We start from the raw sequence: 22,684 nt of genomic DNA, 5'->3' as shown, positions 1-22,684 counted from the left end.
GTGATGGATGGCGAGAAGACTAGATGATCTAAGAAACGGAAAATAAATAACCTTTTTGCATTAGCTTAGGAGCCAATTGATTTAAGCTCCGCAGCGATCTGGACAACTTCAGCCTGGCGCGAACCGTATCCACTGCTAGGCTTTTGCGGCCGCTCAGAACGATGTGGAATAAGGTTATGAGCAAACGTTTGCAAATAACCTAAAGCTATGAAAGGGTGCGGTCGATACAACTTTTGGCAGTTAAGGTTCCTAGGATATTCCGCAATAGTCTTAGGAATTCATAAAACGGTCATTTTGGATTTATAGGATTGTCATTATCCTGTAGCGCAGGTGGCCTTAGACCAAAGTCGTGAAACGATTGGAAACGATTGACTTGAACGACACATTTTGGGACTAAATCGCCAATCCACGGTGAGCGGGGCAGCAGATCCCGCCGTCAGAGATACACAAAAATTAGAACGTAGAGGAGCAAAACATGTACAAGTCCAGCCTGGCTCTGGCCGTGGCACTGGGGGTTCTCGCCCAACAAGCAGGCGCTGCCGGTTTCGTAGAGGACAGCAAGCTGTCCGTCAGCTCGCGCACCATGTACTTCAACGACGACAACCGTGAAGGCGGCGCTGACAACCGTGAATCGGGTCAGGGCTTCAAGCTCGACTACCTGTCCGGCTTCACCGAAGGCACCGTAGGTTTCGGTGTCGATGTTCAGGCACTCTGGGGTATTCACCTGGATGGCGGCCGTGGCAAGCACCCGAACACCAGCACCTTCATGCCAAGCGAAACCAACGGTTCGTCGGTAGACCAATGGGCTCGCATCGGCGGTAACGCCAAGGCACGCTTCTCCAAGACTGAAGCTCACTTCGGTAGCGCACTCGCACCGATGCTGCCGATCCTGGTCTCCAACGACGGCCGTCTGCTGCCGCAGACTTTCGAAGGTGGCACCATCACCTCGAAAGAAATCGACAACCTGACCATCAACGCCGGTCAGCTGACCCACGCCATGGGTCGTGCGTCGAGCAACCGTACTGGTTTGTCGGTCAACGGCGCGACCGCTGACAGCAACAAGTTCCGCTACGGCGGCCTGGACTACAAGCTCACTCCAGACCTGACCCTGCAGTACTACTACTCGAACCTGGAAGACTTCTACAAGCAGCACTTCCTGGGTGCGACCCACGTCTTCAAGATCTCTGACGACCAGTCGTTCAAGACCGACCTGCGCTACTTCGATAGCAGCAGCGACGGCCGCAACGGCAGCGGCGGTGGTTACAACTTCAACAACAACGGTGGCTACGCTAAAGATACCGGCGAAGTTGACAACAAGACCTGGTCCGCCATGTTCACCTACACCCTGGGTGGCCATGCGTTGATGCTGGGCCACCAGCAGGTCAGCGATGACGGCGGTTTCGTCTGGCTGAACCAAGGTGGCGTCACCGACAGCAATGGCCGTCCTGAAGGCGCAGGCGGTGCCAGCTTCTACCTGTTCACCGACAGCATGATCAACCAGTTTGCCCGTGCCGGTACCAACACCACCTTCGGTCAGTACAGCTATGACTTCGCCCGCGCTGGCGTACCGGGCCTGAAGGCTTCGGTGTCCTACCTGCGTGGTACTGACATCCGTAACGTTTCGGGCAACGGCACCTACCATGAGTGGGAACGTGACGCCCGTGTCGATTACGTGATCCAGGAAGGCACCCTGAAAGGCCTCGGCGCCAGCCTGCGTCACGGTATCTTCCGTGGCGAGGGCGAGTCCCCGGTCGACAAGGACCAGACCCGCTTCATCGTCAACTACACTTACGCTTTCAAGTAAGTCGTAGCTGCACAAAGAGAGCCTCGCCTAGTGCGAGGCTTTTTTGTGCCCATGATTTCGTATGCTTTTAGGTTATAAACAAATCAGTATTTATTCTTTTTATTTCGCATCGAATGCAGGCACATTGAACCCATAACGCAGACACAGGAGCCGCACCATGAGCCTCAAACTCGGCGACATCGCCCCCGATTTCGAACAGGATTCCAGCGAAGGCAAGATTCGCTTCCACGAGTGGTTGGGCAACAGTTGGGGTGTGCTGTTCTCCCATCCTGCCGACTTCACCCCGGTGTGCACCACCGAGCTGGGCTTGACTGCCAAGCTCAAGGACGACTTCGCCCAGCGCGGCGTCAAGGCGATTGCCCTGTCGGTCGACCCGGTCGACTCGCACCACAAATGGATCGAGGACATCAACGAGACCCAGAACACCGTGGTCAACTTCCCGATCATCGCCGACGCCGATCGCAAGGTGTCCGACCTGTACGACCTGATCCACCCCAACGCCAACGACACCCTCACCGTGCGCTCGCTGTTCGTGATCGACCCGAACAAGAAGGTGCGCCTGACCATCACCTATCCGGCCAGCACCGGGCGCAACTTCAACGAGATCCTGCGGGTGATCGACTCGTTGCAGCTGACCGACAACCACAAGGTCGCCACGCCGGGTAACTGGCAGGACGGCGATGAAGTGGTGATCGTGCCGTCGTTGAAGGACGAGGACGAGATCAAGCAGCGCTTCCCCAAGGGCTACCGCGCCGTGAAGCCGTATCTGCGTCTGACCCCGCAACCTAATCGTTAAGGAATTCCACGTTGCATTGCTCTTAGCCAAGCAGGGATCTTCGGGCCGTTTATACGGCCCTTTTTTATGCCTAGTGGTTTACATAACTGGGTGCGCTGCGCGCCCCTTTCCGAGCGGTCCGGCAAGGCATGCGCGGTCCACTCTGTGGGAGCGGCCTTGTGTCGCGAAATGAGGGCGAAGCCCTCACTAGCTGACTCACAACCTAATGGAATAACCAAATGAAAAAATATGATTTATAGATATATGTATCGGGCTGTTAATGTCACTCCATGACGCGGGGCTACAACCACAAACCCCGCCAACAAATTGAAGGAAGCGTTTCTCATGTTGGTTGTTTCTGTCGGTGGTAGCCCAAGTACCCGTTCACGCTCCGGCGTGTTGCTCCAGCGTTCAAGCCAGTGGCTGCAGGAGCGCGGCGTCGAGGTGGTGACCTTCCAGGTACGTGAGTTCCCCGCAGAAGACTTGCTTCACGCCCGCTTCGACAGCCCGCAAGTGCGCCATTTCCAGGCACTGGTGGCCCAGGCCGATGGCCTGGTGGTCTCGACCCCGGTGTACAAGGCGTCGTTTGCCGGCGCCCTGAAAACCCTGCTCGACCTGCTGCCGGAACGCGCCCTGGAACACAAGGTGGTGCTGCCCATCGCCACCGGTGGCAGCATCGCTCACATGCTGGCCGTGGACTACGCCCTCAAGCCGGTGCTCTCGGCACTCAAGGCGCAAGAGACCCTGCAAGGGATCTTCGCCGACGATAGCCAGGTTGCCTACGGTGAGGGCAACACCCCCGCGCAGCTCGCGGCAAGCCTCGAAGCGCGTCTGCTGGACTCGCTGGAAACCTTTCACAGCGCCCTGGCCCGTCGACCCAGACCGGTCGCCCCCGGGGAGCTCAATGAACGCCTGATCAGTGCTCGCTGGAGCATCTGAACCGGCACAACCGCTTTACCGCTGTCTCACCTTACTCGCCCGTCAACGAGGCAAGCAGGTGCAACCCGAACCTCATTCGTAATGGAGAAGCGCCATGCGCACAGTCTTCTTGCGTCGTGGTCTGGTCGCCCTGTTTGCGGCGGCTGTGTCCTTCGGCGCCATCACCCAAGCCCAGGCCGAAAGCCTGCGCATCGGTTACCAGAAATACGGCACCCTGGTGCTGCTCAAGGCCAAGGGCACGCTGGAAAAGCGCCTGGCCGACCAAGGCATCCAGGTGCAGTGGACCGAGTTTCCCGGCGGCCCGCAGCTGCTTGAAGGGCTCAACGTCGGCTCGATCGACTTCGGCGTGACCGGGGAAACTCCGCCGGTGTTCGCCCAGGCCGCCGGTGCCGACCTGCTCTACGTCGCCTATGAGCCACCGGCGCCGCACAGCGAGGCGATCCTCGTGCCGAAAGGCTCGACGGTCCAGTCGGTGAAAGACCTCAAAGGCAAGAAAGTCGCCCTCAACAAAGGCTCCAATGTGCACTACCTGCTGGTGCGCGCCCTGGAAGACGCTGGCCTCAAGTACAGCGACATCCAGCCGGTCTACCTGCCGCCGTCCGATGCCCGTGCCGCCTTCGAGCGGGGCAGCGTCGATGCCTGGGTGATCTGGGACCCGTACCAGGCCGCCGCCGAGCAACAGCTGCAAGCGCGCACCCTGCGTGATGGCAAGGACCTGGTCGACAACCACCAGTTCTACCTCGCCACCCGTGACTACGCGACCCAGCACCCCGCTGTGATCAGCGCGCTGATCGATGAAGTCCGCGCTGTGGGCGAATGGTCCCAGGCCAATCCGCAAGAGGTTACCGACCAGGTCGCGCCGCTGCTCGGCCTGCCGGCCGACATCACCCTGACCTCGGTCAAGCGTCAAGGCTACGGTGCCGCGCCGCTCACCCCTGAAGTCGTGGCTGCACAACAGAAGATCGCCGATACCTTCCAGGCTTTGAAGCTGATTCCCAAGCCGCTGAGCATCAAGGACGTGATCTGGACACCCCCGGCCAAGGTCGCTAGCGCGCCTTGATTGATTTGCCTGTGCCGGGGCGCCGCCCCGGCTGAGCCACCCTTGAGGAGACAACTCCAATGAGCCTGAATATCTTCTGGTTTCTACCCACCCACGGTGACGGCAAGTACCTGGGCACCTCCGATGGCGCCCGCGCGGTCGACCACGGCTACCTGCAGCAGATCGCCCAGGCCGCCGACCGCCTTGGTTTCGGCGGTGTGCTGATCCCGACCGGCCGTTCTTGCGAAGATTCCTGGCTGGTGGCCGCGTCACTGATTCCGGTGACCCAACACCTGAAGTTCCTGGTTGCGCTGCGCCCCGGGATCATTTCGCCGACCGTGGCAGCACGCCAGGCGGCCACCCTTGATCGCCTGTCCAATGGCCGCGCGCTGTTCAACCTGGTAACCGGCGGTGACCCGGACGAACTGGCCGGTGACGGCCTGCACCTGAACCATCAGGAGCGTTACGAGGCGTCGGTCGAGTTCACCCGCATCTGGCGCAAGGTGCTCGAAGGCGAGAACGTCGACTACGACGGCAAGCACATTCAGGTGAAGGGCGCCAAGCTGCTCTATCCACCGATCCAGCAACCGCGTCCGCCGCTGTACTTCGGTGGCTCGTCGGAAGCCGCCCAGGACCTCGCCGCCGAACAGGTCGAGCTGTACCTGACCTGGGGCGAGCCGCCCTCTGCCGTCGCGGAAAAAATCGCCCAAGTGCGTAAGAAAGCCGCCGCCCAAGGCCGCGAGGTGCGCTTCGGGATTCGCCTGCACGTGATCGTGCGTGAAACCAACGAAGAAGCCTGGGCCGCTGCCGACAAGCTGATTTCGCACCTGGACGACGAGACCATTGCCCGTGCCCAGGCCTCGCTGGCGCGTTTCGATTCGATCGGCCAACAGCGCATGGCTGCCCTGCACGGCGGCAACCGCGACAACCTCGAAGTCAGCCCCAACCTGTGGGCCGGCGTCGGTCTGGTGCGCGGTGGCGCGGGTACCGCCCTGGTTGGCGATGGCCCGACCGTCGCGGCACGGGTCAAGGAGTACGCGGAGCTGGGCATCGATACCTTCATCTTCTCCGGTTATCCCCACCTGGAAGAGTCGTACCGGGTCGCCGAGCTGCTGTTCCCGCACCTCGATGTGCAGCGTCCGGAGCAACCGAAAAGCGCGGGTTATGTGAGCCCGTTCGGCGAGATGGTGGCCAACGACATCCTGCCCAAGTCCGTGTCGCAGAGCTGAGGAACCAAGCATGAGTCGCGCAACTTCCTCAACCCTGGCACACCGTCTTGCGCCCTGGGCCTTGCCGGTACTGCTGCTGGCGGTGTGGCAACTGGCGGTCAGCGCAGGCTGGCTGTCGACCCGCATCCTGCCGGCACCGAGCGCGGTAATCAGCGCCGGCGTCGAGCTGGTGCGCAGTGGCGAGATCTGGAGCCACCTGGCGATCAGCGGCTGGCGCGCCGGCCTGGGCTTTGTCATCGGGGGCAGCATCGGCCTGGTGCTGGGCTTCATCACCGGCCTGTCGAACTGGGGCGAACGCCTGCTCGACAGCTCGGTGCAGATGATCCGCAACGTGCCGCACCTGGCGCTGATTCCGCTGGTGATCCTCTGGTTCGGCATCGATGAGTCGGCAAAGATTTTCCTGGTGGCGCTGGGGACCCTGTTCCCGATCTACCTCAATACGTACCACGGCATTCGCAACGTCGATCCGGCCCTGGTCGAGATGGCGCGCAGTTACGGTTTGTCCGGGTTTGGTCTGTTCCGCCAAGTGATCCTGCCGGGTGCGCTGCCGTCGATCCTGGTTGGTGTGCGCTTCGCCCTGGGCTTCATGTGGTTGACCCTGATCGTCGCCGAGACCATTTCGGCCAACGCCGGCATCGGCTACCTGGCAATGAACGCCCGTGAGTTTCTGCAGACCGATGTGGTGGTCCTGGCCATCGTCCTGTACGCCGTCCTCGGCAAACTGGCCGACCTCGCCGCCCGCGGCCTGGAGCGAGTCTGGTTGCGCTGGCACCCGGCCTATCAAGTGGCCAAGAAGGAGGGCGCATGACCGTGCTCAAGCAACAACCGCCGCGCTTGCTGCGTGGTATCCCCCTGGCTACCCAGGGTGTGCGCAAGACCTTCGGCCAGCGTGAAGTGCTGCGCGGGATCGACCTGCACATTCCGGCCGGTCAGTTCGTCGCCATCGTCGGCCGCAGTGGCTGCGGCAAGAGCACCTTGCTGCGCCTGCTGGCCGGGCTCGACAAACCCAGCGGTGGTGAGCTGCTGGCCGGCGCCGCGCCTCTGGCCGAGGCCCGCGAGGAAACCCGTTTGATGTTCCAGGACGCGCGTCTGCTGCCCTGGAAGAAAGTGATCGACAACGTTGGCCTGGGCCTGTCGGGAGACTGGCGGCCACGCGCCCTGGAAGCGTTGGAGGCGGTCGGCCTGGCTGACCGTGCCAACGAGTGGCCAGCGTCCTTGTCCGGTGGCCAGAAGCAGCGTGTGGCCCTGGCCCGGGCGCTGATCCACCAGCCACGCCTGCTGCTGCTGGACGAGCCGCTCGGTGCGCTGGACGCGCTGACCCGGATCGAGATGCAGCAACTAATCGAGCGCTTGTGGCGCCAGCATGGTTTTACCGTGCTGCTGGTCACCCATGACGTCAGCGAAGCTGTCGCCGTGGCTGACCGGGTGATCCTGATCGAGGACGGTGCGGTCGGCCTGGACCTCACCGTTGACCTGGCAAGGCCGAGGGCGCGTGGTTCACACCGCCTGGCTGCGCTGGAAAGCGAAGTACTCAACCGTGTTCTTGCCGTCCCGGGCGCGTCGCCCGAGCCGGACCCTGTAGCCCCTTTGCCCACGCAACTGCGTTGGGCTCACTGAACCCCAGAAGCCAGACTGAAGGAAGCAAACCATGACTATCAAAGCGATCAACGTCCGCAACCAGTTCAAAGGCACTGTGAAAGAAATCCTCGAAGGCCCGGTACTGTCGGAAATCGACGTACAGACCGCCTCCGGCGTGGTCACCTCGGTGATCACCACCCGCTCGGTGAAAGAGCTGGAGCTGCAGGTGGGCAGCGAAGTGATTGCCTTCGTCAAATCGACTGAAGTGTCTATCGCCAAGCTGTGATGACCTCTGGGGCCGCAAAGCGGCCCCAGAAACATCAGCGTTTAGGCAGGAAAGGCGGCAGATACAACCCCAGATACGCCTCAAAGACCCGCTGGCCTTCCTCGGCCATGCGCGGGGTAATCTGCTCATGCAGTTGCACCGAGCGGGCATACACCCGGTCGCTCAGCTCCATGGCCAAGGCAAACACATCGACATCGCTCGGCACCGCTGGCAGCTGGAAGTACTGGTCGAACAGCTTGTGCATCAGCTCGCCCAGTTCCATGTCGTGCTGGCGGTCAGCCTGGGTCACCTCACTCAAACCATGCTGGGCCAGGATCAACTGCCGGGCGGCAGCATCCTGGTTGTAGATCAACAGCATGCGCTGCTCGATCACCCGCGACAGATCATGCCAGGTCACCAGCGCAGCGCCGTCGATAGGCGCCCGCAAGGCCTCGCGAAAGGCCCGGTGCACGTCTGCCGTCAACGCTTCGAGCAAGGCCGGCACACTGGCGAAGAAGTGGTACACCGAAGACGGTGGAATCTGCGCCCGCTCAGCCACACTGTAGATCGACAGCCCCGCCACGCCCTGTTCAGCGAGCAACTCGCGCGCCGCCGCCAGGATCGCTTCGATCCTGGCCTGGCTGCTGGCGCGCGGCTTGCGCGACGTGGCGGTGCGGGTCATCAGTTGCTGATCGCCAGGATGCTGGCCTGGTAGGCACCGACGAACAGGTCGAAATCACCGACTTCGGTCTGTTCGAGCTCGGCCTGCTTGGCCAGCGACTCGCGGGCGAGTGTTTCGAATGCCTGCTGGCGCTCGCTGCTCAGCGGCTGCTCGCGGAAGGTCTCGGCGTGCAGCTGGCTCTGGCGCAGGGAGAACTTGACGAAGCTTTCATCGTGCTCGGTCATGCGCGCCAGGACCTGCGCCGATGGCGTCAGCGCGGCATCGTCGACCTTGGCTTGCTGCGCGTTCAGGGCGTTGGCGTGTTCATTGCCGCCGTGGGCCTGATCGAGCAGTGCGGCCAGCGGCGCGATGCGGCCGATCAGTTCGCTGGCCCAGACCTTGAGCTCGATCGGCTGGCCGTTACGCTGCAGTTCGAGGCCAGGACGGCGGCCTTCCTTGACCACGCTGAGGAAGTTGCTGGTGCACTGGCCACATTCGCCGTTGCCCAGCTGCGGGCTGTCGTCCAGCGCGCAGAGCAGCAGGAAGGCGTCGAGGAAGCGCGCCTGCGGCAGGTCGATACCCACCGGCAGGAACGGGTTGATGTCCAGGCAACGCACTTCGACATACTGCACGCCACGGGCCATCAGCGCCTGGATCGGGCGCTCGCCGGTATAGGTGACGCGTTTCGGGCGAATGTTCGAGTAGTACTCGTTTTCGATCTGCAGGATGTTGGTGTTGAGCTGAACCCACTCGCCATCCTTGTGCGTGCCGACCTCGACGTAGGGCGGGTAGGGCGTGCCCACCGCCTTGCGCAGGCTGTCGGTGTAACTGGCCAGGTCGTTGTAGCACGGCGTCAGGCCGGCCTGGGCATTGCTCTGGTAACCCAGGTCGCTCATGCGCAGGCTGGTGGCGTACGGCAGGTACAGGGTGTCGGCGTCGAGGTGCTCGAGCTGGTGCGCGCGACCGCGCAGGAAGCCTGCGTCGAGCGCCGGCGAGGCGCCGAACAGGTACATCAGCAACCAGCTGTAACGGCGGAAGTTGCGAATCAGCGCGATGTACGCCGACGACTGGAAGTCGCGGTCGCTCTCGCTGCCACCCTCGGCCTGGCGCAGCAGCGGCCACAGCGCTTCGGGCAGGGAGAAGTTGTAATGGATACCGGCGATACACTGCATGGTGCGGCCGTAGCGCAGGGCCAGGCCCTTGCGGTAGACGTACTTGAGCTGGCCGATATTGGAGCTGCCGTAATAGGCGATCGGAATGTCTTCCTCCGCCGGCAGCGCGCAAGGCATCGATGGGCTCCACAGGTATTCGTTGCCCAGCTTGGACTGAACGAAGCGATGCACCTCATCGAGGTTCTCGAGCACCGCTGCCGGGTCTGCCAGGGCTGGGGTGATGAACTCCAGCAGGGACTCGGAATAGTCGGTGGTGATCTGCTCGTTGGTCAGCGCCGAACCCAAGGCCTCAGGGTGCGGGGTCTGGGCCAGGCGACCTTGGTCGGTCACGCGCAGGCATTCGCGCTCAATACCGTGCAGGCACTGCTTGAGCAAGGGGAGATTGGCACTGAGCAGGCTCAGGCGGCTGTTGAGGAGTTCGCTCAAGATGTATTCCTTCACGCGTCAGTCGCCCCAATATGGGGGTAGAAATGACGGTCTACAAGGGTAGGGACAAAGGAACTGGCGTTGTCGCCTGGTTACGCGGTTCCGGCAGCGCCGTCGCACTGCCGAAAATACCGCAGATACCACTTTGGGAGCTAGAGAACTGCGAAGGTTCCCTGCGCTTTTGCTACCAGCTTGTCGCCTTGGACTACGTCGGCGTCGACCACCAGGGTGCGCCGGCCGGCGTGCAGCACGCGCGCGGTGCACAGCACCTCACCGTCGCTGACGCCGCGCATGTAGTTGATCTTGCATTCGATGGTCACGCTCTGCTGGTCGAAACCATGGCTGGCCGAGCAGGCCAGGCCCATGGCGATATCGACCAGGCTGAAGATCGCCCCGCCGTGCAGATTCTGGCCGCGGTTGCGCAGTTGCGGCGCGAGGGCCAGGGCCACCTCGGCAACGCCCTCGTCGAGGCGTTGCAGGCGGCAGCCGAGCAGCTGGCTGAAGGCGCTTTCGACGTATTCGCTGGGAACGTCGATCATTTCTTCTTCAACTGCTTGGCGTTGGCGAATAGCGATGCCATGGCGTTATTGGCCGGTGCGGCTGTGGTGGTCTCACGCTGGCGCGGGGCCTGCTGGGGGCGGTTGCCACCGTTGCCACGGCCGCCACCACGGTTGCCTTCGACCTTCTCGCCCGGGGTGTCACTCATGCGCATGGACAGGGCGATGCGCTTGCGCGGGATGTCCACTTCCATGACCTTGACCTTGACCACGTCGCCGGCCTTGACCGCTTCACGCGGGTCCTTGATGAACTTCTCCGACAGCGACGAGATGTGCACCAGGCCGTCCTGGTGCACGCCGATGTCGACGAAGGCGCCAAAGTTGGTGACGTTGGTCACCACGCCTTCAAGAATCATCCCTGGCTCGAGGTCCTTGAGTTCTTCGACGCCGTCCTGGAACGAGGCGGTCTTGAACTCCGGGCGTGGGTCGCGGCCGGGTTTGTCCAGCTCCTGGAGAATGTCGGTGACGGTCGGCAGGCCGAAGGTCTCGTCGGTGAAGTTCTTCGGGTCGAGGCGCTTGAGGAAGCCGCTGTCGCCGATCAGCGAGCGGATGTCGCGGTCGGTGTCGGCAGCGATGCGCTGCACCAGCGGGTAGGCCTCCGGGTGCACCGCCGAGGCGTCCAGCGGGTTGTCGCCGTTCATCACGCGGAGGAAGCCGGCGGCCTGCTCGAAGGTCTTTTCGCCGAGGCGGCTGACTTTTTTCAGCGCCACGCGGGTGGCGAACGGGCCATTGGCATCGCGGTGGGCAACGATGTTCTGCGCCAGGGTGGCGTTGAGCCCGGAAATCCGCGTCAGCAGGGCGACCGAGGCGGTGTTGACGTCAACGCCCACGGCGTTCACGCAGTCCTCGACTACAGCGTCCAGGCCGCGCGCCAGTTTCAACTGCGACACGTCGTGCTGGTACTGGCCGACACCGATCGATTTCGGATCGATCTTGACCAGCTCGGCCAGTGGATCCTGGAGGCGGCGGGCAATCGACACGGCGCCACGGATCGACACGTCGAGGTCGGGGAATTCGCGTGCGGCCAGCTCGGAGGCGGAATACACCGAAGCGCCGGCTTCGGAGACCATGATCTTGGTCATCTTCAGCGCTGGGTATTTCTTGATCAGTTCAGCGGCGAGCTTGTCGGTTTCGCGGCTGGCGGTGCCGTTGCCGATGGCGATCAGCTCGACCGAGTGCTTGGCGCACAGGGCGGCCAGCACGGCAATGGTGCGGTCCCAGTCGTTGCGCGGTACGTGCGGGTAGACGGTGGCGGTGTCGAGCAGTTTGCCGGTGCCATCGACCACGGCGACCTTGCAGCCGGTACGCAGACCCGGGTCGAGGCCGAGGGTGGCACGTGGGCCGGCCGGTGCGGCCAGCAGCAGGTCGTGCAGGTTGTGCGCGAAAACGTTGATCGCCTCGCCTTCGGCGCCCTCACGCAGCTCGCCGAACAGGTCGGTCTCGAGGTGGGTGTAGAGCTTGACCTTCCAGGTCCAGCGCACCACTTCGCCGAGCCACTTGTCCGCCGGGCGACCGCGGTTTTCCACGCCGAAGTGGCTGCCGATCATCATCTCGCACGGGTGCAGGGTGCCCGGCAGCTCTTCGCCGACCTTCAGCGTCGCACTGAGGATGCCCTCGTTACGGCCGCGGAAGATCGCCAAGGCGCGGTGCGAGGGCGCGGTGCGCAGCAGTTCGTCGTGGGCGAAGTAGTCGCGGAACTTGGCACCTTCCTCTTCCTTGCCGGCAACCAGGCGGGCGCTGAGCACGGCTTCCTGCTTGAGGAAACCACGCAGTTTTTCCAGCAGGCCGGCATCTTCGGCGAAGCGCTCCATGAGGATGTACTTGGCGCCTTCCAGCGCAGCCTTGACGTCGGCCACGCCTTTTTCTGCATCGACAAAGCGCGCCGCTTCGGTTTCCGGGGTCAGCTGCGGGTCGTTGAACAGGCCATTGGCGAGGTCGCCGAGGCCGGCTTCGAGGGCGATCTGGCCCTTGGTGCGGCGCTTTTGCTTGTAGGGCAGGTAGAGGTCTTCGAGGCGGGTCTTGGTGTCGGCCAGCTTGATCTCGCGGGCCAGCTCCGGGGTCAGCTTGCCTTGCTCCTCGATGCTGGAGAGGATGCTCGCGCGGCGATCGTCGAGCTCGCGCAGGTAGCGCAGGCGCTCGTCCAGGTGGCGCAGTTGGGTGTCATCCAGGCTGCCGGTCACTTCCTTGCGGTAGCGGGCGATGAAGGGCACTGTCGAGCCTTCGTCCAACAGGGCCACGGCCGCTTCGACCTGTTGTGGACGAACGCCCAGTTCCTCGGCGATACGGCTGTTGATGCTGTCCATGAGAACCACCTGACAATATGTGAATACTGGAGGCCGCAGGTGGGCATTCGAGCCCGGCGGCGCTGGGTGAAAGGCGCGCATTATACGCATCACGCACGGCTTGCGGTGATGGCACTGGGCCGGCCCGGCCAGCGTGGAACTGGCGCCCGGGGAAAAATCTGCTAACAATGCACACGGCACGCGCTGCAATGGCTACGCCATAATACGCAGCGATATCAGAGGAGTTATTGATGACCAGCACCGCAAATACAGCTGAAGGTGACAAGATTCTCATCGTCGACGACGATCCGGGGCTCAGCAGCCTGCTGGAACGTTTCTTCACCAGCAAGGGCTTTCGCGCCCGTGCGGTGCCCAACGTCGAACAGATGGACCGGCTGCTGGCCCGTGAAGTGTTCAACCTGGTGGTGCTCGACCTGATGCTGCCTGGCGAGGACGGCCTGTCCGCCTGCCGCCGGCTGCGCGCGGCGAACAATCAGATCCCGATCATCATGCTCACCGCCAAGGGCGATGAGGTCAGCCGCATCAAGGGCCTGGAGCTGGGCGCCGACGACTACCTGGCCAAGCCGTTCAACCCGGATGAGCTGGTAGCGCGGGTCAAGGCTGTGCTGCGCCGTCAGGCGCCGACCGTTCCTGGCGCGCCCGGCAGCGAAGACGAGACGGTCACCTTCGGCGACTACGAGCTGTCGCTGGCCACCCGCGAACTCAAGCGCGGCGAAGAAGTGCACATGCTCACCACCGGCGAGTTCGCCGTGCTCAAGGCGCTGGTCATGCACGCCCGTGAGCCGCTGACCCGCGACAAACTGATGAACCTGGCCCGCGGTCGCGAGTGGGATGCACTGGAGCGCTCCATTGACGTGCAGATCTCGCGCCTGCGCCGCATGATTGAACCGGATCCGTCCAAGCCGCGCTACATCCAGACAGTCTGGGGCGTGGGCTACGTATTCGTGCCGGACGGAAACGCCGGCAAATGAGCCTGCAGGCTGGCCGAGATGCGCCAGGGCGACCCGAACGGGTCGCCCTGTTTGCGTCTATGGCCGGCCAGCAACCCCGGCGAGCCCTGCTCGCGCCGTCTGGCAGTAGTCGTCCTCGATGAAAACCCCCCTGTGGTTCCCGCAAAGCTTCTTCGCCCGCACGCTGTGGCTGGTCTTGATCGTCGTCCTGTTCTCCAAGGCGCTGACCCTGGTGTACCTGCTGATGAACGAGGACGTCCTGGTCGACCGCCAGTACAGCCACGGTGTGGCCTTGACCCTGCGTGCCTATTGGGCGGCCGACGAAGAGAACCGCGACAAGATCGCCGAGGCCGCGGGTCTGATCCGGGTGACCGGCTCCGGCGTGCCGGAAGGCGAGCAGCACTGGCCGTACAGCGAGATCTACCAACGCCAGATGCAGGCCGAGCTGGGCGATGACACCGAAGTGCGCCTGCGTGTGCACGCGCCACCGGCGCTGTGGGTCAACGCACCGAGCCTGGGCCCTGGCTGGCTGAAGGTGCCGCTGTACCCGCACCCACTGCGCGGGCAGAAGATCTGGAACGTGCTCGGCTGGTTCCTGGCCATTGGCCTGTTGTCGACTGCTTCGGCGTGGATCTTCGTCCGTCAGCTCAACCAACCGCTCAAGCGCCTGGTGTTCGCTGCGCGCCAGTTGGGCCAGGGGCGCAGCGTGCGCTTGCCGGTCAGCGACACGCCGAGCGAAATGGCCGAGGTGTATCGCTCGTTCAACCAGATGGCCGAAGACGTCGAACAGGCCGCGCGCGAGCGCGAGCTGATGCTGGCGGGGGTGTCCCATGACCTGCGCACGCCGCTGACCCGCCTGCGCCTGTCGCTGTCGTTGATGCCCAATGACAACGACCTCACCGATGACATGGTGCGCGACATCGAAGACATGGACGCGATTCTCGATCAGTTCCTGGCGTTCATCCGCGATGGCCGTGACGAGCCAGTGGAAGAGATCGATTTCGGTGCGCTGGTTCGCGAGGTGGTGGCGCCCTATAACCAGCCGGAAGAGCGCGTGCGTTTGTGCCTGGAGCCGATCCCGCCATTCCCGCTGCGGCGGGTTTCGCTCAAGCGCATGCTCGGCAACCTGATCGGCAATGCCCTGCATCACGCGGGCAAGGGCGTCGAGGTGGCGGCCTACGTGTCGGGTGATGACAGCGCGCCGTACGTGGTGCTCAGCGTGCTGGACCGGGGTGCGGGTATCGATGAGTCGGAGCTGGAGACGATCTTCAACCCGTTCATTCGCGGAGATCGGGCGCGGGGTGGCAAGGGCACCGGGCTGGGGCTGGCGATCGTCAAGCGGATCGCGGCCCAGCATGGCGGCAATGTCGAGTTGCGCAATCGCTCCGGCGGTGGGATCGAGGCGCGGGTGCGCTTGCCGTTGGGGTTGCTGCTGCCGCGCAATGCGGTTTGATTCATTAGGCCTGTGCCGGCCTCCTACAGGGTCACGCCAGATCCTGTAGGAGCGGGCTTGCCCCGCGAAGAGGCCGGCACAGCCACGCTCAACCTTTGCCTTTGGTCCGGGTCTGATTCGGCCCGCCATTCTTCTCCAGATGCTCGATGATCATCCCTGCCACGTCCTTGCTGGTGGTCACCTCGATGCCCTCCAGCCCAGGCGATGAGTTCACCTCCATCACCAGTGGTCCGTGATTGGAGCGCAGAATGTCCACCCCGGCCACGCTCAGGCCCATCACCTTGGCGGCGCGGATGGCAGTAATGCGTTCTTCAGGGGTAATCTTGATCAGGCTGGCGACGCCCCCACGATGCAGGTTGGAGCGGAACTCACCCGGCTTGGCCTGGCGCTTCATCGAGGCAATCACCTTGTCGCCCACCACGAAGCAGCGGATATCGGCACCGCCGGCCTCCTTGATGTATTCCTGGACCATGATGTTCTGTTTCAGGCCCATGAACGCCTCGATCACCGATTCGGCCGCCTGGGTAGTCTCGCACAGCACCACGCCGATGCCCTGGGTGCCTTCGAGGACCTTGATCACCAGGGGTGCACCGTTGACCATCTGGATCAGGTCGGGGATGTCATCCGGCGAATGCGCGAAGCCGGTGATCGGCAGGCCAATCCCGCGCCGCGACAGCAACTGCAGCGAGCGCAGCTTGTCTCGCGAGCGGGCGATGGCCACCGACTCGTTGAGCGGATAGACGCCCATCATCTCGAACTGGCGCAGCACCGCGCAGCCATAGAAGGTGACCGAGGCGCCGATCCGTGGGATCACCGCGTCGAAACCTTCCAGCGGCTTGCCGCGATAGTGGATCTGCGGCTTGTGGCTGGCGATGTTCATGTAGGCGCGCAGGGTATCGATCACAACCATCTCATGGCCGCGCTGGGTACCGGCTTCAACCAGGCGGCGGGTGGAATACAGACGCGGATTACGCGACAGCACAGCGATCTTCATGCAGCACCTGTGACAGGGGAAAGGGTGGCCGGAAAGGCCGGTTTGTCCTGAACATATTTCAAGCCGGGGTTGACCACCAGTTGCCCGTGTATCAACGCCTTGGAGCCTAGCAGCAAGCGATAACGCATGGCCTTGCGACAGGCCAGGGTGAACTCCACTTCCCAGACCCGATCGCCCAGCGCCAGCGCGGTACGGATCACATAACGCACCTGGGCGTGGCCATTGGAGCTCTTGATGGTCTTCATGGTCACCAGCGGTGCTTCACAGCGGCGATGGCGCAGCTGCACCACGGTTCCGAGGTGCGCAGTAAAACGGACCCACGGCTGGCCGTCACGTTCAAACGTTTCGACGTCCGTTGCATGCAGGCTGGAGGTGCTGGCGCCGGTGTCGATCTTGGCCCTTAGCCCTGCGACACCGAGGTCGGGCAGGGCGACCCACTCGCGCAGGCCGATCACACTCAGATGGTCAAATGTCTTCACTAATCACACCCTGCGAATAAGGTGGTGGACTTTAAAGATCGCGCAGATTTTTTGCATCCGTCAGTCACGGTAGTACAGTTCCGTGAAAGACAGAATTCGAGGTAAAGAGATGGCACACAAGCCGGATGAAGATGACAAGGTTCGCCTGGACAAATGGCTGTGGGCGGCGCGTTTCTACAAGACCCGCGCCCTGGCCAAGGCGGCCATCGAAAGCGGTAAGGTGCATTGCCGCGGCGAGCGCTGCAAGCCTGGCAAGGAGCCGCGAGTGGGCGATGAGTTTGTCCTGCGTACCGGCTTTGACGAGCGTACGGTAAGGGTCAAGGCGCTGTCGGTGGTCCGCCGCGGGGCGCCTGAGGCGCAATTGCTGTACGAGGAGACCGAAGAAAGTATCCGCCGCCGTGAGCAGGCTGCGCAGATGCGCAAGGATGGTGCCTTGGGCATGACTACCGATGGCCGGCCGAACAAGAAGCAGCGGCGGCAGATTCACCAGTTACATGGCAGCTTCGACTGAGGTGAGGCTGTTGGGGCTGCAAAGCAGCCCCAACAATGGATCAGGCGCCGCGCACCACCGCCAGCCTGCCGACCAATGGCAACCGCTGCACCAGCCCAAACAGCGGCGCAGTCCAGCGCACCAGCGCCGCGCTGCCCTTGGCCGACAGCGGCGTGTAGCAGCTCCAGCCCAGCGCCAATACCGCCATCAGCAACCCGCCGATGTAGTCGTCCTGTCCCCAGTGCGCACCAGCCACCAGGCGCGGTAGCATGAACAGCGCGGCCAGCCCCCAGATCACCAGCTTCTGCCCCAGGCGGCGGCTGAACAGGTTCATGAACAGCGCCCACACCAGCAGCACCGAGGCATGGTCGCCCGGGAAACTCTTGCTGGAACGGTCCTTGAGCTCCCAATGGGCTTCAAGGTTGGGGTAGTAATCACTCAGGCGAATGGCATCGCTAAATACCATCGATGGACTGTCGTGCTGCCAGCCAGATGCATCGACCCACTTGGAAAACAGTGCGCGAACCACCACTAAGAGGAGAAGGGTGATCAAGAAGGCGAAAAACGCCTGGCGTACCTGGCTTGCCTTGAACACCCATTCACCGCGGATCAGCAGGGCCAGCAGGATCAGGCCGACGACAATGTCGAACGGCCGCAAGCTGCCCAAGGTCCAGATGTAACGCCAGGCGGCGTTGTCGGCCAGCGGCCCATTGAGGGCATGGAACAGCCACTCGTCGAAAGTCAGGCAAAGGATCTGGCCAAATGGCCATAACCAGAAACACAGTAGTGCGATGGGTAGCAGCGTGCAGGCTGCCAAGGGCCCCCAGGACCACCTTGCTTGGAACAGTGGTCGATTGTCCATAAGATACCTCTAATGCAAACGGGATAACGAGCGCCTCGTGAGCGCTCTGCAGCGGGCTTTTCGCAAGCCTGTAAACATTTTGACATCATTTTCAGACAGCCAGAACCTATGAGCGATTTGCCGGATACCGATTTCACCCAACGATTCATCTTCGATGACCGCGATGTGCGCGGCGAAATGGTCGGGCTCGAGCGCAGCTATGCCGAAGTGCTGGCCAAGCATCCCTACCCACAACCTGTCGCGCAGCTGCTCGGCGAATTGATGGCCGCCGCCGCCTTGCTGGTCGGCACCCTGAAGTTCGATGGCTTGCTGATTCTTCAGGCGAGGTCCGAAGGCCCCGTGCCGCTGTTGATGATCGAATGTTCCAGCGAGCACGAGATCCGTGGCCTGGCGCGTTACGAAGCGAGCCAGATCAGCGATGACGCGAGCTTGGCCGACCTGATGCCCGAAGGCGTGCTGGCACTGACCATCGACCCGGTCAACGGTCAGCGTTACCAGGGCATGGTCGACCTGCATGGCCAGGATCTGTCGGAGTGCTTCACCAACTACTTCGTCATGTCCCAGCAGATCAACACCTGCATCACGCTCACCGCAGATGGCACGCGTGCCCGTGGTCTGCTGGTCCAGCAACTGCCCGCCGACCGCCAGAAAGACAGCGAAGAGCGTGAAGAGAGCTGGAACCACGTCACCGCACTGGCCAACACCGTCAAGGCCGAAGAACTGCTTGGCCTGGACAACGAAACCGTCCTGCACCGCCTGTACCACGAGGACGCCGTGCGCCTGTTCGACATCCAGCCGTTGCAGTTCCGCTGCAGCTGCTCGCGCGAGCGCTCGGGTAACGCTCTGGTCAGCCTCGGCCAGCAGGATGCCGAGCAGCTGGTAGTTGAACATGGCGGGCAAATCGAGGTCGATTGCCAGTTCTGCAACCAGCGGTATCTGTTCGATGCCACCGATGTTGCGCAACTGTTTGCCGGTGGCGGCACGGACTCGGCGTCAGAAACTCGCCACTAAAACGTTTCACTACAGGACAATCTCCTGTCGAACTGCGCTAAACCGCAGTTCTGACAGGAGGGGCCTACTTTTTTTGGGCGTTTCTGGCATAATCCGGCCACTTTTTTCGCTGTAGTAGTTTGAAACAGACAACTACAAAACGTTTGGAGCACTCGGCCTCGGGCCGGATGGGGTATCTCATGACGCAAGCCAATAACACCGTGTACACCGACCTGAGCGTCGATGATCTGGTAAAAGAAGCGCTGAGCCGCGGTGAAGGCGAGCTCGCCGACACTGGCGCGCTGGTCGTGAAAACCGGCCACCGTACCGGCCGTTCGCCAGCTGACCGTTTCATCGTCGACGAACCCAGCACCAGCGAAGCTATCGCCTGGGGCCCGATCAACCGCAAGTTCCCGGCCGACAAGTTCGATGCCCTGTGGGCTCGTGTCGAGGCGTTCAACAACGCACAGGAACACTTCGTTTCCCACGTTCACGTAGGGGCTGCCGAAGATCACTACCTGCCGGTCAAGATGACCACCCAGACTGCCTGGCAGAACCTGTTCGGTCGTTGCCTGTTCATCAACCCGGCCCAGTACAACCCGGCTGGTCGTGATGAGTGGCAAGTGCTTAATGTGGCCAACTTCGAGTGCGAGCCAGAGCGTGACGGCACCAACTCCGATGGCTGCGTGATCATCAACTTCGCCCAGAAGAAGGTTCTGATCGCTGGCATGCGTTACGCCGGTGAGATGAAGAAAGCCATGTTCTCGGTGCAGAACTTCCTGCTGCCGGCCGCCGACGTGCTGCCAATGCACTGCGCTGCCAACATCGGCGAAGCGGGCGACGTGACCCTGTTCTTCGGTCTGTCCGGCACTGGCAAGACCACCCTGTCGGCCGACGAAAGCCGTTACCTGATCGGTGACGACGAGCACGGCTGGGGCGAAGGCGTTGTCTTCAACATCGAAGGCGGCTGCTACGCCAAGTGCATCGACCTGTCCGAGAAGAACGAGCCGGTCATCTGGAAAGCCATCAAGCACGGCGCAGTCCTGGAAAACGTCGTTATCGACGATGCCAAGCACGCCGACTATGCCGATGTCAGCCTGACCCAGAACAGCCGCGCAGCCTACCCGCTGGAGCACGTTGCCAAGCGTTCCGAGAAGAACCTGGGCGGCGAGCCGAACGCTGTAATCTTCCTGACCTGCGACCTGACCGGCGTACTGCCGCCAGTGTCGATCCTGAACAACGAGCAGGCGGCCTACCACTTCCTGTCCGGCTACACCGCGTTGGTCGGTTCGACCGAAATGGGTTCGGGCGGCGGCATCAAGTCGACCTTCTCCACCTGCTTCGGCGCGCCGTTCTTCCCGCGTCCGGCTGGCGAGTACGCTGAGCTGCTGATCAAGCGCATCAAGGGCTTTGATTCCAAGGTCTACCTGGTCAACACCGGCTGGACCGGCGGTGGCTATGGCGTTGGCAAGCGCTTCAGCATCCCGACTACCCGTGCTGTGATCGCTGCGATCCAGAGCGGCGCGTTGGTAGGTACCGAGACCGAGCACCTGGACATCATCAACCTGGACGTGCCGAAGGCCGTTGCCGGCGTTGATACCAACCTGCTCAACCCGCGTACCAACTGGGAAGACAAGGCTGCCTACGACGAAGCTGCCAAAGGCCTGGCCAAGCTGTTCATCGAGAACTTCAAGAAGTTTGAAGTTTCCGACGCCATCAAGGCGGCAGGCCCACAGCTCTAAGCTGTAGCCCGCATCAACGAAAAAGCCGCCCTTCGAGGCGGCTTTTTCGTTTAACACCCTGTCATGGTCACGGCCATCGCTGCCGTGCGTGCAGAATACGCAGGATCTCGACGCTGTCGTGCGTTACTCGATAGACCATCACATAATTGGGTCGAACAACGATTTCCCTTGTCCCCTGGTAGCGCCCCGGCTTGTAGATGGCTGGCCGCAGAGCTGCCCGTCTTGCTCTATCCCTGAATTCTGTATCTAGCACGATAGCCGCTTCAGGGTTGCCTTCAGCTACGAAATTCATGATCCTCAGGCGGTCTTGCTGGGCTTTGGTGTGCCAGGTCAGGCGCATCAGTGGCGCTTAGCCCTGAGCGCAGCGCGGCGCGCGGCGAAGATCCTCTCCACGGCTTCGTCTTCCATTGCTGGAGAAGGATCATTGAGGCTGGCCTCAACCTGTTCGATAAACCACGCGTCATAGGCGCTGGCTTCATGAGCCCGCTTCAGTGCATCCGCACGATCGGGTCGCTGGTAAGTGCTCAATTGGCTAGGGTCGTAGGTGGAACTGTCCACCTCAAAATGATCGATTCCCAGTTGGTGCAGATAGGTAACCAGTGTTTCGAGCTTTTTGAAGAGCCTGGCGTTTCCACTTCGTTGGGCAGTTAAAACGTGTTCGTCCTGGTTGATGCTGACTTGCACGGCCCAGCCACCGGGTTGGCCTACGATGTGGGTTGCATTGACGTGTCCGGCTTTGGCCAGTCTCCTGAGGGCGGCATGATCGAGGTGGTGTGTTGGCACGGGTGTATGTCTCGGTTTCATCGGAATGCCCCATGCTATGCAATCTACAGTTGATTGCGACTATAGGACTTCCTAAGTCTTTGTGGGAAGCTTCTCCCTCATGTAACCAACACGCGTGGTAGCCCATGACCGAATCCCCCAAGCGCCAGGACTTCAACCACTTTCATCCGATCCTCACCCGTCCGAAGGACAACGACCTCAACGGCCACATCGCCGGCGCAACGGTGCATGGTTTCTTCGAAACCGCGATCCAGGCGTTTCTCATCGAGCAGGCCGAACTGGACCTGCGTGCTGGCGCGTTGGTCGGGCTGGTGATCAGTTCGGCGGCGGAGTTCTATGCATTGCCGGCCTTCCCTGACGTACTGGAAGTCGGCTTGGGCGTGACCCGCCTGGGCGGCAGTACCGTGGAGTACCGTCTGGCTCTGTTCCGCCCCGGCGAGGCTGAAGCCTGTGCGGCGGGCACGCTGGTGCAGGTTTTTGTCGAGCGCGCGTCAGGCAGTCCGGCGGCGTTGCCGGAGACGCTCCAGGTGATTCTGGCAGGGCTGCAGCTCAATGGCTGATGCATGAAAAAGCCCCGCCGGTAGGGGCGGGGCTTTTTGCTGCCGGGCCTGGGCCTCAGGCATCAGTGACGCCAGTGGCGCTTGTTCTTGTGCTTGCGGTGGCCGTAGTGATGGCCGCGGTCGTAGTGACGGCGATCGCCATCGTAGCCACGACGGTAGCGGCGGTCGTCGCGGTCGTCTTCATCGGCCTTGTTGCCCATGTAGTTACCCAGCGCGCCACCTGCGCCGCCGCCTGCGGCTGCACCGATGTAGCTGCCGTTGGTGCCACCGATACTGCGGCCTACCACGTTACCGCCGGCTGCGCCCAGGGCGCCGCCGATTGCCGCTTCGCCACGCTGGCGTTTGTCGGCACCGACCGCACTACCGGCCGCGCCGCCCAGGCCTGCGCCAATCGCGCCGCCGGTGCTGCCGCCAATCTGCTGGCCGACCACTGAGCCGAGTACCCCACCCAGTGCGCCGCCAATACCGGCTTCGGTGGTGCCGCCCGCCATGGCAACGCCGCTGAGCAGGCCAAGAGACAACAACAGAATCGAGGAGTACTTCTTCATCGAGAAAGCCTCATAGGGATGACGAGGGCGAATTTGAGGCTAAGGGAGGAGGCTGGCAATCAAAATCCGACGAGTAGCACGAGTT

At 62.4% G+C, this 22,684-nt stretch carries 24 protein-coding genes; 14 read left to right on the top strand and 10 right to left on the bottom strand.

What is annotated here, in order from left to right; translation table 11 throughout:
• Positions 1-475 precede the first annotated feature (475 nt).
• The 8 genes from J3B00_RS01235 (at position 476) to J3B00_RS01200 (ending at position 7,650) form a co-directional block, all read left to right on the top strand.
• Positions 476-1,804 carry an OprD family outer membrane porin gene (locus tag J3B00_RS01235; RefSeq protein ID WP_209862447.1) on the top strand — a complete coding sequence of 443 codons (1,329 nt, stop codon included), beginning with the start codon at positions 476-478 and terminating at the stop codon, positions 1,802-1,804.
• Positions 1,805-1,961: 157 nt separating this feature from the next.
• The gene (locus J3B00_RS01230; protein WP_209862444.1) at positions 1,962-2,600 is read left to right on the top strand and encodes a peroxiredoxin; all 639 of its coding nucleotides are present in this window, start codon (positions 1,962-1,964) and stop codon (positions 2,598-2,600) included.
• 324 nt (positions 2,601-2,924) lie between these two features.
• Positions 2,925-3,518: an NADPH-dependent FMN reductase gene (gene ssuE / locus J3B00_RS01225; RefSeq protein ID WP_209862441.1), complete on the top strand. Its 594-nt coding sequence runs from the start codon at positions 2,925-2,927 to the stop codon at positions 3,516-3,518.
• Positions 3,519-3,612: 94 nt separating this feature from the next.
• Positions 3,613-4,578 (top strand): sulfonate ABC transporter substrate-binding protein, encoded by a 966-nt coding sequence (locus tag J3B00_RS01220; RefSeq protein ID WP_209862438.1) that lies wholly within the window; start codon positions 3,613-3,615, stop codon positions 4,576-4,578.
• Positions 4,579-4,637: 59 nt separating this feature from the next.
• The gene (ssuD, locus tag J3B00_RS01215) at positions 4,638-5,786 is read left to right on the top strand and encodes an FMNH2-dependent alkanesulfonate monooxygenase (RefSeq protein WP_209862436.1); all 1,149 of its coding nucleotides are present in this window, start codon (positions 4,638-4,640) and stop codon (positions 5,784-5,786) included.
• A 10-nt stretch (positions 5,787-5,796) separates the two neighbouring features.
• Positions 5,797-6,594, top strand: a complete 798-nt coding sequence (ssuC, locus tag J3B00_RS01210) for an aliphatic sulfonate ABC transporter permease SsuC (RefSeq protein WP_209862432.1) — start codon at positions 5,797-5,799, stop codon at positions 6,592-6,594.
• Positions 6,591-7,403, top strand: coding sequence for an aliphatic sulfonates ABC transporter ATP-binding protein (gene ssuB, locus J3B00_RS01205; protein ID WP_209862429.1), 813 nt, complete (start codon positions 6,591-6,593; stop codon positions 7,401-7,403). The genes ssuC and ssuB overlap by 4 nt, the downstream gene beginning before the upstream one ends.
• 31 nt (positions 7,404-7,434) lie before the next feature.
• Positions 7,435-7,650 carry a TOBE domain-containing protein gene (locus J3B00_RS01200; RefSeq protein ID WP_101322556.1) on the top strand — a complete coding sequence of 72 codons (216 nt, stop codon included), beginning with the start codon at positions 7,435-7,437 and terminating at the stop codon, positions 7,648-7,650.
• A gap of 34 nt (positions 7,651-7,684) precedes the next feature.
• Here the strand turns inward: J3B00_RS01200 and J3B00_RS01195 are convergent, their stop codons facing one another.
• The 4 genes from J3B00_RS01195 to J3B00_RS01180 form a co-directional block, all read right to left on the bottom strand.
• Positions 7,685-8,311, bottom strand: a complete 627-nt coding sequence (locus J3B00_RS01195) for a TetR/AcrR family transcriptional regulator (protein WP_209862424.1) — start codon at positions 8,309-8,311, stop codon at positions 7,685-7,687.
• On the bottom strand, positions 8,311-9,888 hold the full coding sequence (gshA, locus tag J3B00_RS01190) for a glutamate--cysteine ligase (RefSeq protein WP_209862422.1): 1,578 nt from the start codon (positions 9,886-9,888) through the stop codon (positions 8,311-8,313). The genes J3B00_RS01195 and gshA overlap by 1 nt, the downstream gene beginning before the upstream one ends.
• Before the next feature lie 152 nt (positions 9,889-10,040).
• Complete coding sequence (locus J3B00_RS01185; RefSeq protein WP_209874500.1) at positions 10,041-10,424, bottom strand: PaaI family thioesterase; 384 nt, start codon at positions 10,422-10,424, stop codon at positions 10,041-10,043.
• Complete coding sequence (locus J3B00_RS01180) at positions 10,424-12,748, bottom strand: Tex family protein (RefSeq protein WP_209862419.1); 2,325 nt, start codon at positions 12,746-12,748, stop codon at positions 10,424-10,426. The genes J3B00_RS01185 and J3B00_RS01180 overlap by 1 nt, the downstream gene beginning before the upstream one ends.
• A gap of 230 nt (positions 12,749-12,978) precedes the next feature.
• On the opposite strand from J3B00_RS01180, the gene ompR reads away from it, so the two are divergent.
• The gene (ompR, locus tag J3B00_RS01175) at positions 12,979-13,719 is read left to right on the top strand and encodes a two-component system response regulator OmpR (protein WP_209862416.1); all 741 of its coding nucleotides are present in this window, start codon (positions 12,979-12,981) and stop codon (positions 13,717-13,719) included.
• Between the two features lie 118 nt (positions 13,720-13,837).
• Positions 13,838-15,151, top strand: coding sequence for an ATP-binding protein (locus J3B00_RS01170; protein WP_209862399.1), 1,314 nt, complete (start codon positions 13,838-13,840; stop codon positions 15,149-15,151).
• A gap of 88 nt (positions 15,152-15,239) precedes the next feature.
• On the opposite strand, the gene rimK is transcribed toward J3B00_RS01170, so the two are convergent.
• Both rimK and J3B00_RS01160 read right to left on the bottom strand, forming a co-directional pair.
• Positions 15,240-16,145 carry a 30S ribosomal protein S6--L-glutamate ligase gene (rimK, locus tag J3B00_RS01165; RefSeq protein WP_119137413.1) on the bottom strand — a complete coding sequence of 302 codons (906 nt, stop codon included), beginning with the start codon at positions 16,143-16,145 and terminating at the stop codon, positions 15,240-15,242.
• The gene (locus J3B00_RS01160) at positions 16,142-16,591 is read right to left on the bottom strand and encodes an ATP-dependent zinc protease (RefSeq protein ID WP_209874497.1); all 450 of its coding nucleotides are present in this window, start codon (positions 16,589-16,591) and stop codon (positions 16,142-16,144) included. Before J3B00_RS01160 ends, rimK begins: the two co-directional genes overlap by 4 nt.
• Before the next feature lie 142 nt (positions 16,592-16,733).
• On the opposite strand from J3B00_RS01160, the gene J3B00_RS01155 reads away from it, so the two are divergent.
• On the top strand, positions 16,734-17,135 hold the full coding sequence (locus tag J3B00_RS01155) for a S4 domain-containing protein (protein ID WP_209862396.1): 402 nt from the start codon (positions 16,734-16,736) through the stop codon (positions 17,133-17,135).
• A 40-nt stretch (positions 17,136-17,175) separates the two neighbouring features.
• On the opposite strand, the gene J3B00_RS01150 is transcribed toward J3B00_RS01155, so the two are convergent.
• Positions 17,176-17,976, bottom strand: coding sequence for a phosphatase PAP2 family protein (locus J3B00_RS01150; protein WP_209862393.1), 801 nt, complete (start codon positions 17,974-17,976; stop codon positions 17,176-17,178).
• A 108-nt stretch (positions 17,977-18,084) separates the two neighbouring features.
• Between J3B00_RS01150 and hslO the strand changes: the two genes are divergently transcribed.
• Together hslO and J3B00_RS01140 are read left to right on the top strand one after the other, a co-directional pair.
• Entirely contained in the window at positions 18,085-18,987 is a 903-nt protein-coding gene (gene hslO / locus J3B00_RS01145) for an Hsp33 family molecular chaperone HslO (protein ID WP_209862382.1), read from the top strand.
• 179 nt (positions 18,988-19,166) lie between these two features.
• Positions 19,167-20,708 (top strand): phosphoenolpyruvate carboxykinase, encoded by a 1,542-nt coding sequence (locus J3B00_RS01140; protein ID WP_209862377.1) that lies wholly within the window; start codon positions 19,167-19,169, stop codon positions 20,706-20,708.
• A gap of 67 nt (positions 20,709-20,775) precedes the next feature.
• On the opposite strand, the gene J3B00_RS01135 is transcribed toward J3B00_RS01140, so the two are convergent.
• Positions 20,776-21,048, bottom strand: a complete 273-nt coding sequence (locus J3B00_RS01135) for a type II toxin-antitoxin system RelE/ParE family toxin (protein WP_209862374.1) — start codon at positions 21,046-21,048, stop codon at positions 20,776-20,778.
• The gene (locus tag J3B00_RS01130) at positions 21,048-21,392 is read right to left on the bottom strand and encodes a hypothetical protein (protein ID WP_245362464.1); all 345 of its coding nucleotides are present in this window, start codon (positions 21,390-21,392) and stop codon (positions 21,048-21,050) included. The genes J3B00_RS01135 and J3B00_RS01130 overlap by 1 nt, the downstream gene beginning before the upstream one ends.
• 224 nt (positions 21,393-21,616) lie before the next feature.
• Here J3B00_RS01130 and J3B00_RS01125 point away from each other — a divergent pair, with 224 nt between their 5' ends.
• Entirely contained in the window at positions 21,617-22,051 is a 435-nt protein-coding gene (locus tag J3B00_RS01125; protein WP_209862367.1) for a thioesterase family protein, read from the top strand.
• A 62-nt stretch (positions 22,052-22,113) separates the two neighbouring features.
• Here the strand turns inward: J3B00_RS01125 and J3B00_RS01120 are convergent, their stop codons facing one another.
• The gene (locus J3B00_RS01120) at positions 22,114-22,599 is read right to left on the bottom strand and encodes a glycine zipper domain-containing protein (RefSeq protein ID WP_209862363.1); all 486 of its coding nucleotides are present in this window, start codon (positions 22,597-22,599) and stop codon (positions 22,114-22,116) included.
• Positions 22,600-22,684 lie beyond the last annotated feature (85 nt).

Origin of the sequence: Pseudomonas sp. BP8 (assembly GCF_017875955.1) — a bacterium.
In the GTDB taxonomy this organism is placed as follows: domain Bacteria; phylum Pseudomonadota; class Gammaproteobacteria; order Pseudomonadales; family Pseudomonadaceae; genus Aquipseudomonas.
This window is presented reverse-complemented; position numbering and strand designations above follow the sequence as displayed.

Coding starts and splice junctions, on each gene's coding strand:
- ssuB (WP_209862429.1), top strand. CDS start 6,591: ATGACCGTGCTCAAGCAACAACCGCCGCGCTTGCTGCGTGGTATCCCC.
- J3B00_RS01230 (WP_209862444.1), top strand. CDS start 1,962: ATGAGCCTCAAACTCGGCGACATCGCCCCCGATTTCGAACAGGATTCC.
- J3B00_RS01195 (WP_209862424.1), bottom strand. CDS start 8,311: ATGACCCGCACCGCCACGTCGCGCAAGCCGCGCGCCAGCAGCCAGGCC.
- J3B00_RS01150 (WP_209862393.1), bottom strand. CDS start 17,976: ATGGACAATCGACCACTGTTCCAAGCAAGGTGGTCCTGGGGGCCCTTG.
- rimK (WP_119137413.1), bottom strand. CDS start 16,145: ATGAAGATCGCTGTGCTGTCGCGTAATCCGCGTCTGTATTCCACCCGC.
- ssuE (WP_209862441.1), top strand. CDS start 2,925: ATGTTGGTTGTTTCTGTCGGTGGTAGCCCAAGTACCCGTTCACGCTCC.
- ompR (WP_209862416.1), top strand. CDS start 12,979: ATGACCAGCACCGCAAATACAGCTGAAGGTGACAAGATTCTCATCGTC.
- J3B00_RS01135 (WP_209862374.1), bottom strand. CDS start 21,048: ATGCGCCTGACCTGGCACACCAAAGCCCAGCAAGACCGCCTGAGGATC.
- J3B00_RS01200 (WP_101322556.1), top strand. CDS start 7,435: ATGACTATCAAAGCGATCAACGTCCGCAACCAGTTCAAAGGCACTGTG.
- J3B00_RS01170 (WP_209862399.1), top strand. CDS start 13,838: ATGAAAACCCCCCTGTGGTTCCCGCAAAGCTTCTTCGCCCGCACGCTG.
- J3B00_RS01220 (WP_209862438.1), top strand. CDS start 3,613: ATGCGCACAGTCTTCTTGCGTCGTGGTCTGGTCGCCCTGTTTGCGGCG.
- J3B00_RS01125 (WP_209862367.1), top strand. CDS start 21,617: ATGACCGAATCCCCCAAGCGCCAGGACTTCAACCACTTTCATCCGATC.
- J3B00_RS01180 (WP_209862419.1), bottom strand. CDS start 12,748: ATGGACAGCATCAACAGCCGTATCGCCGAGGAACTGGGCGTTCGTCCA.
- ssuD (WP_209862436.1), top strand. CDS start 4,638: ATGAGCCTGAATATCTTCTGGTTTCTACCCACCCACGGTGACGGCAAG.
- J3B00_RS01140 (WP_209862377.1), top strand. CDS start 19,167: ATGACGCAAGCCAATAACACCGTGTACACCGACCTGAGCGTCGATGAT.
- J3B00_RS01235 (WP_209862447.1), top strand. CDS start 476: ATGTACAAGTCCAGCCTGGCTCTGGCCGTGGCACTGGGGGTTCTCGCC.
- J3B00_RS01120 (WP_209862363.1), bottom strand. CDS start 22,599: ATGAAGAAGTACTCCTCGATTCTGTTGTTGTCTCTTGGCCTGCTCAGC.
- hslO (WP_209862382.1), top strand. CDS start 18,085: ATGAGCGATTTGCCGGATACCGATTTCACCCAACGATTCATCTTCGAT.
- ssuC (WP_209862432.1), top strand. CDS start 5,797: ATGAGTCGCGCAACTTCCTCAACCCTGGCACACCGTCTTGCGCCCTGG.
- J3B00_RS01155 (WP_209862396.1), top strand. CDS start 16,734: ATGGCACACAAGCCGGATGAAGATGACAAGGTTCGCCTGGACAAATGG.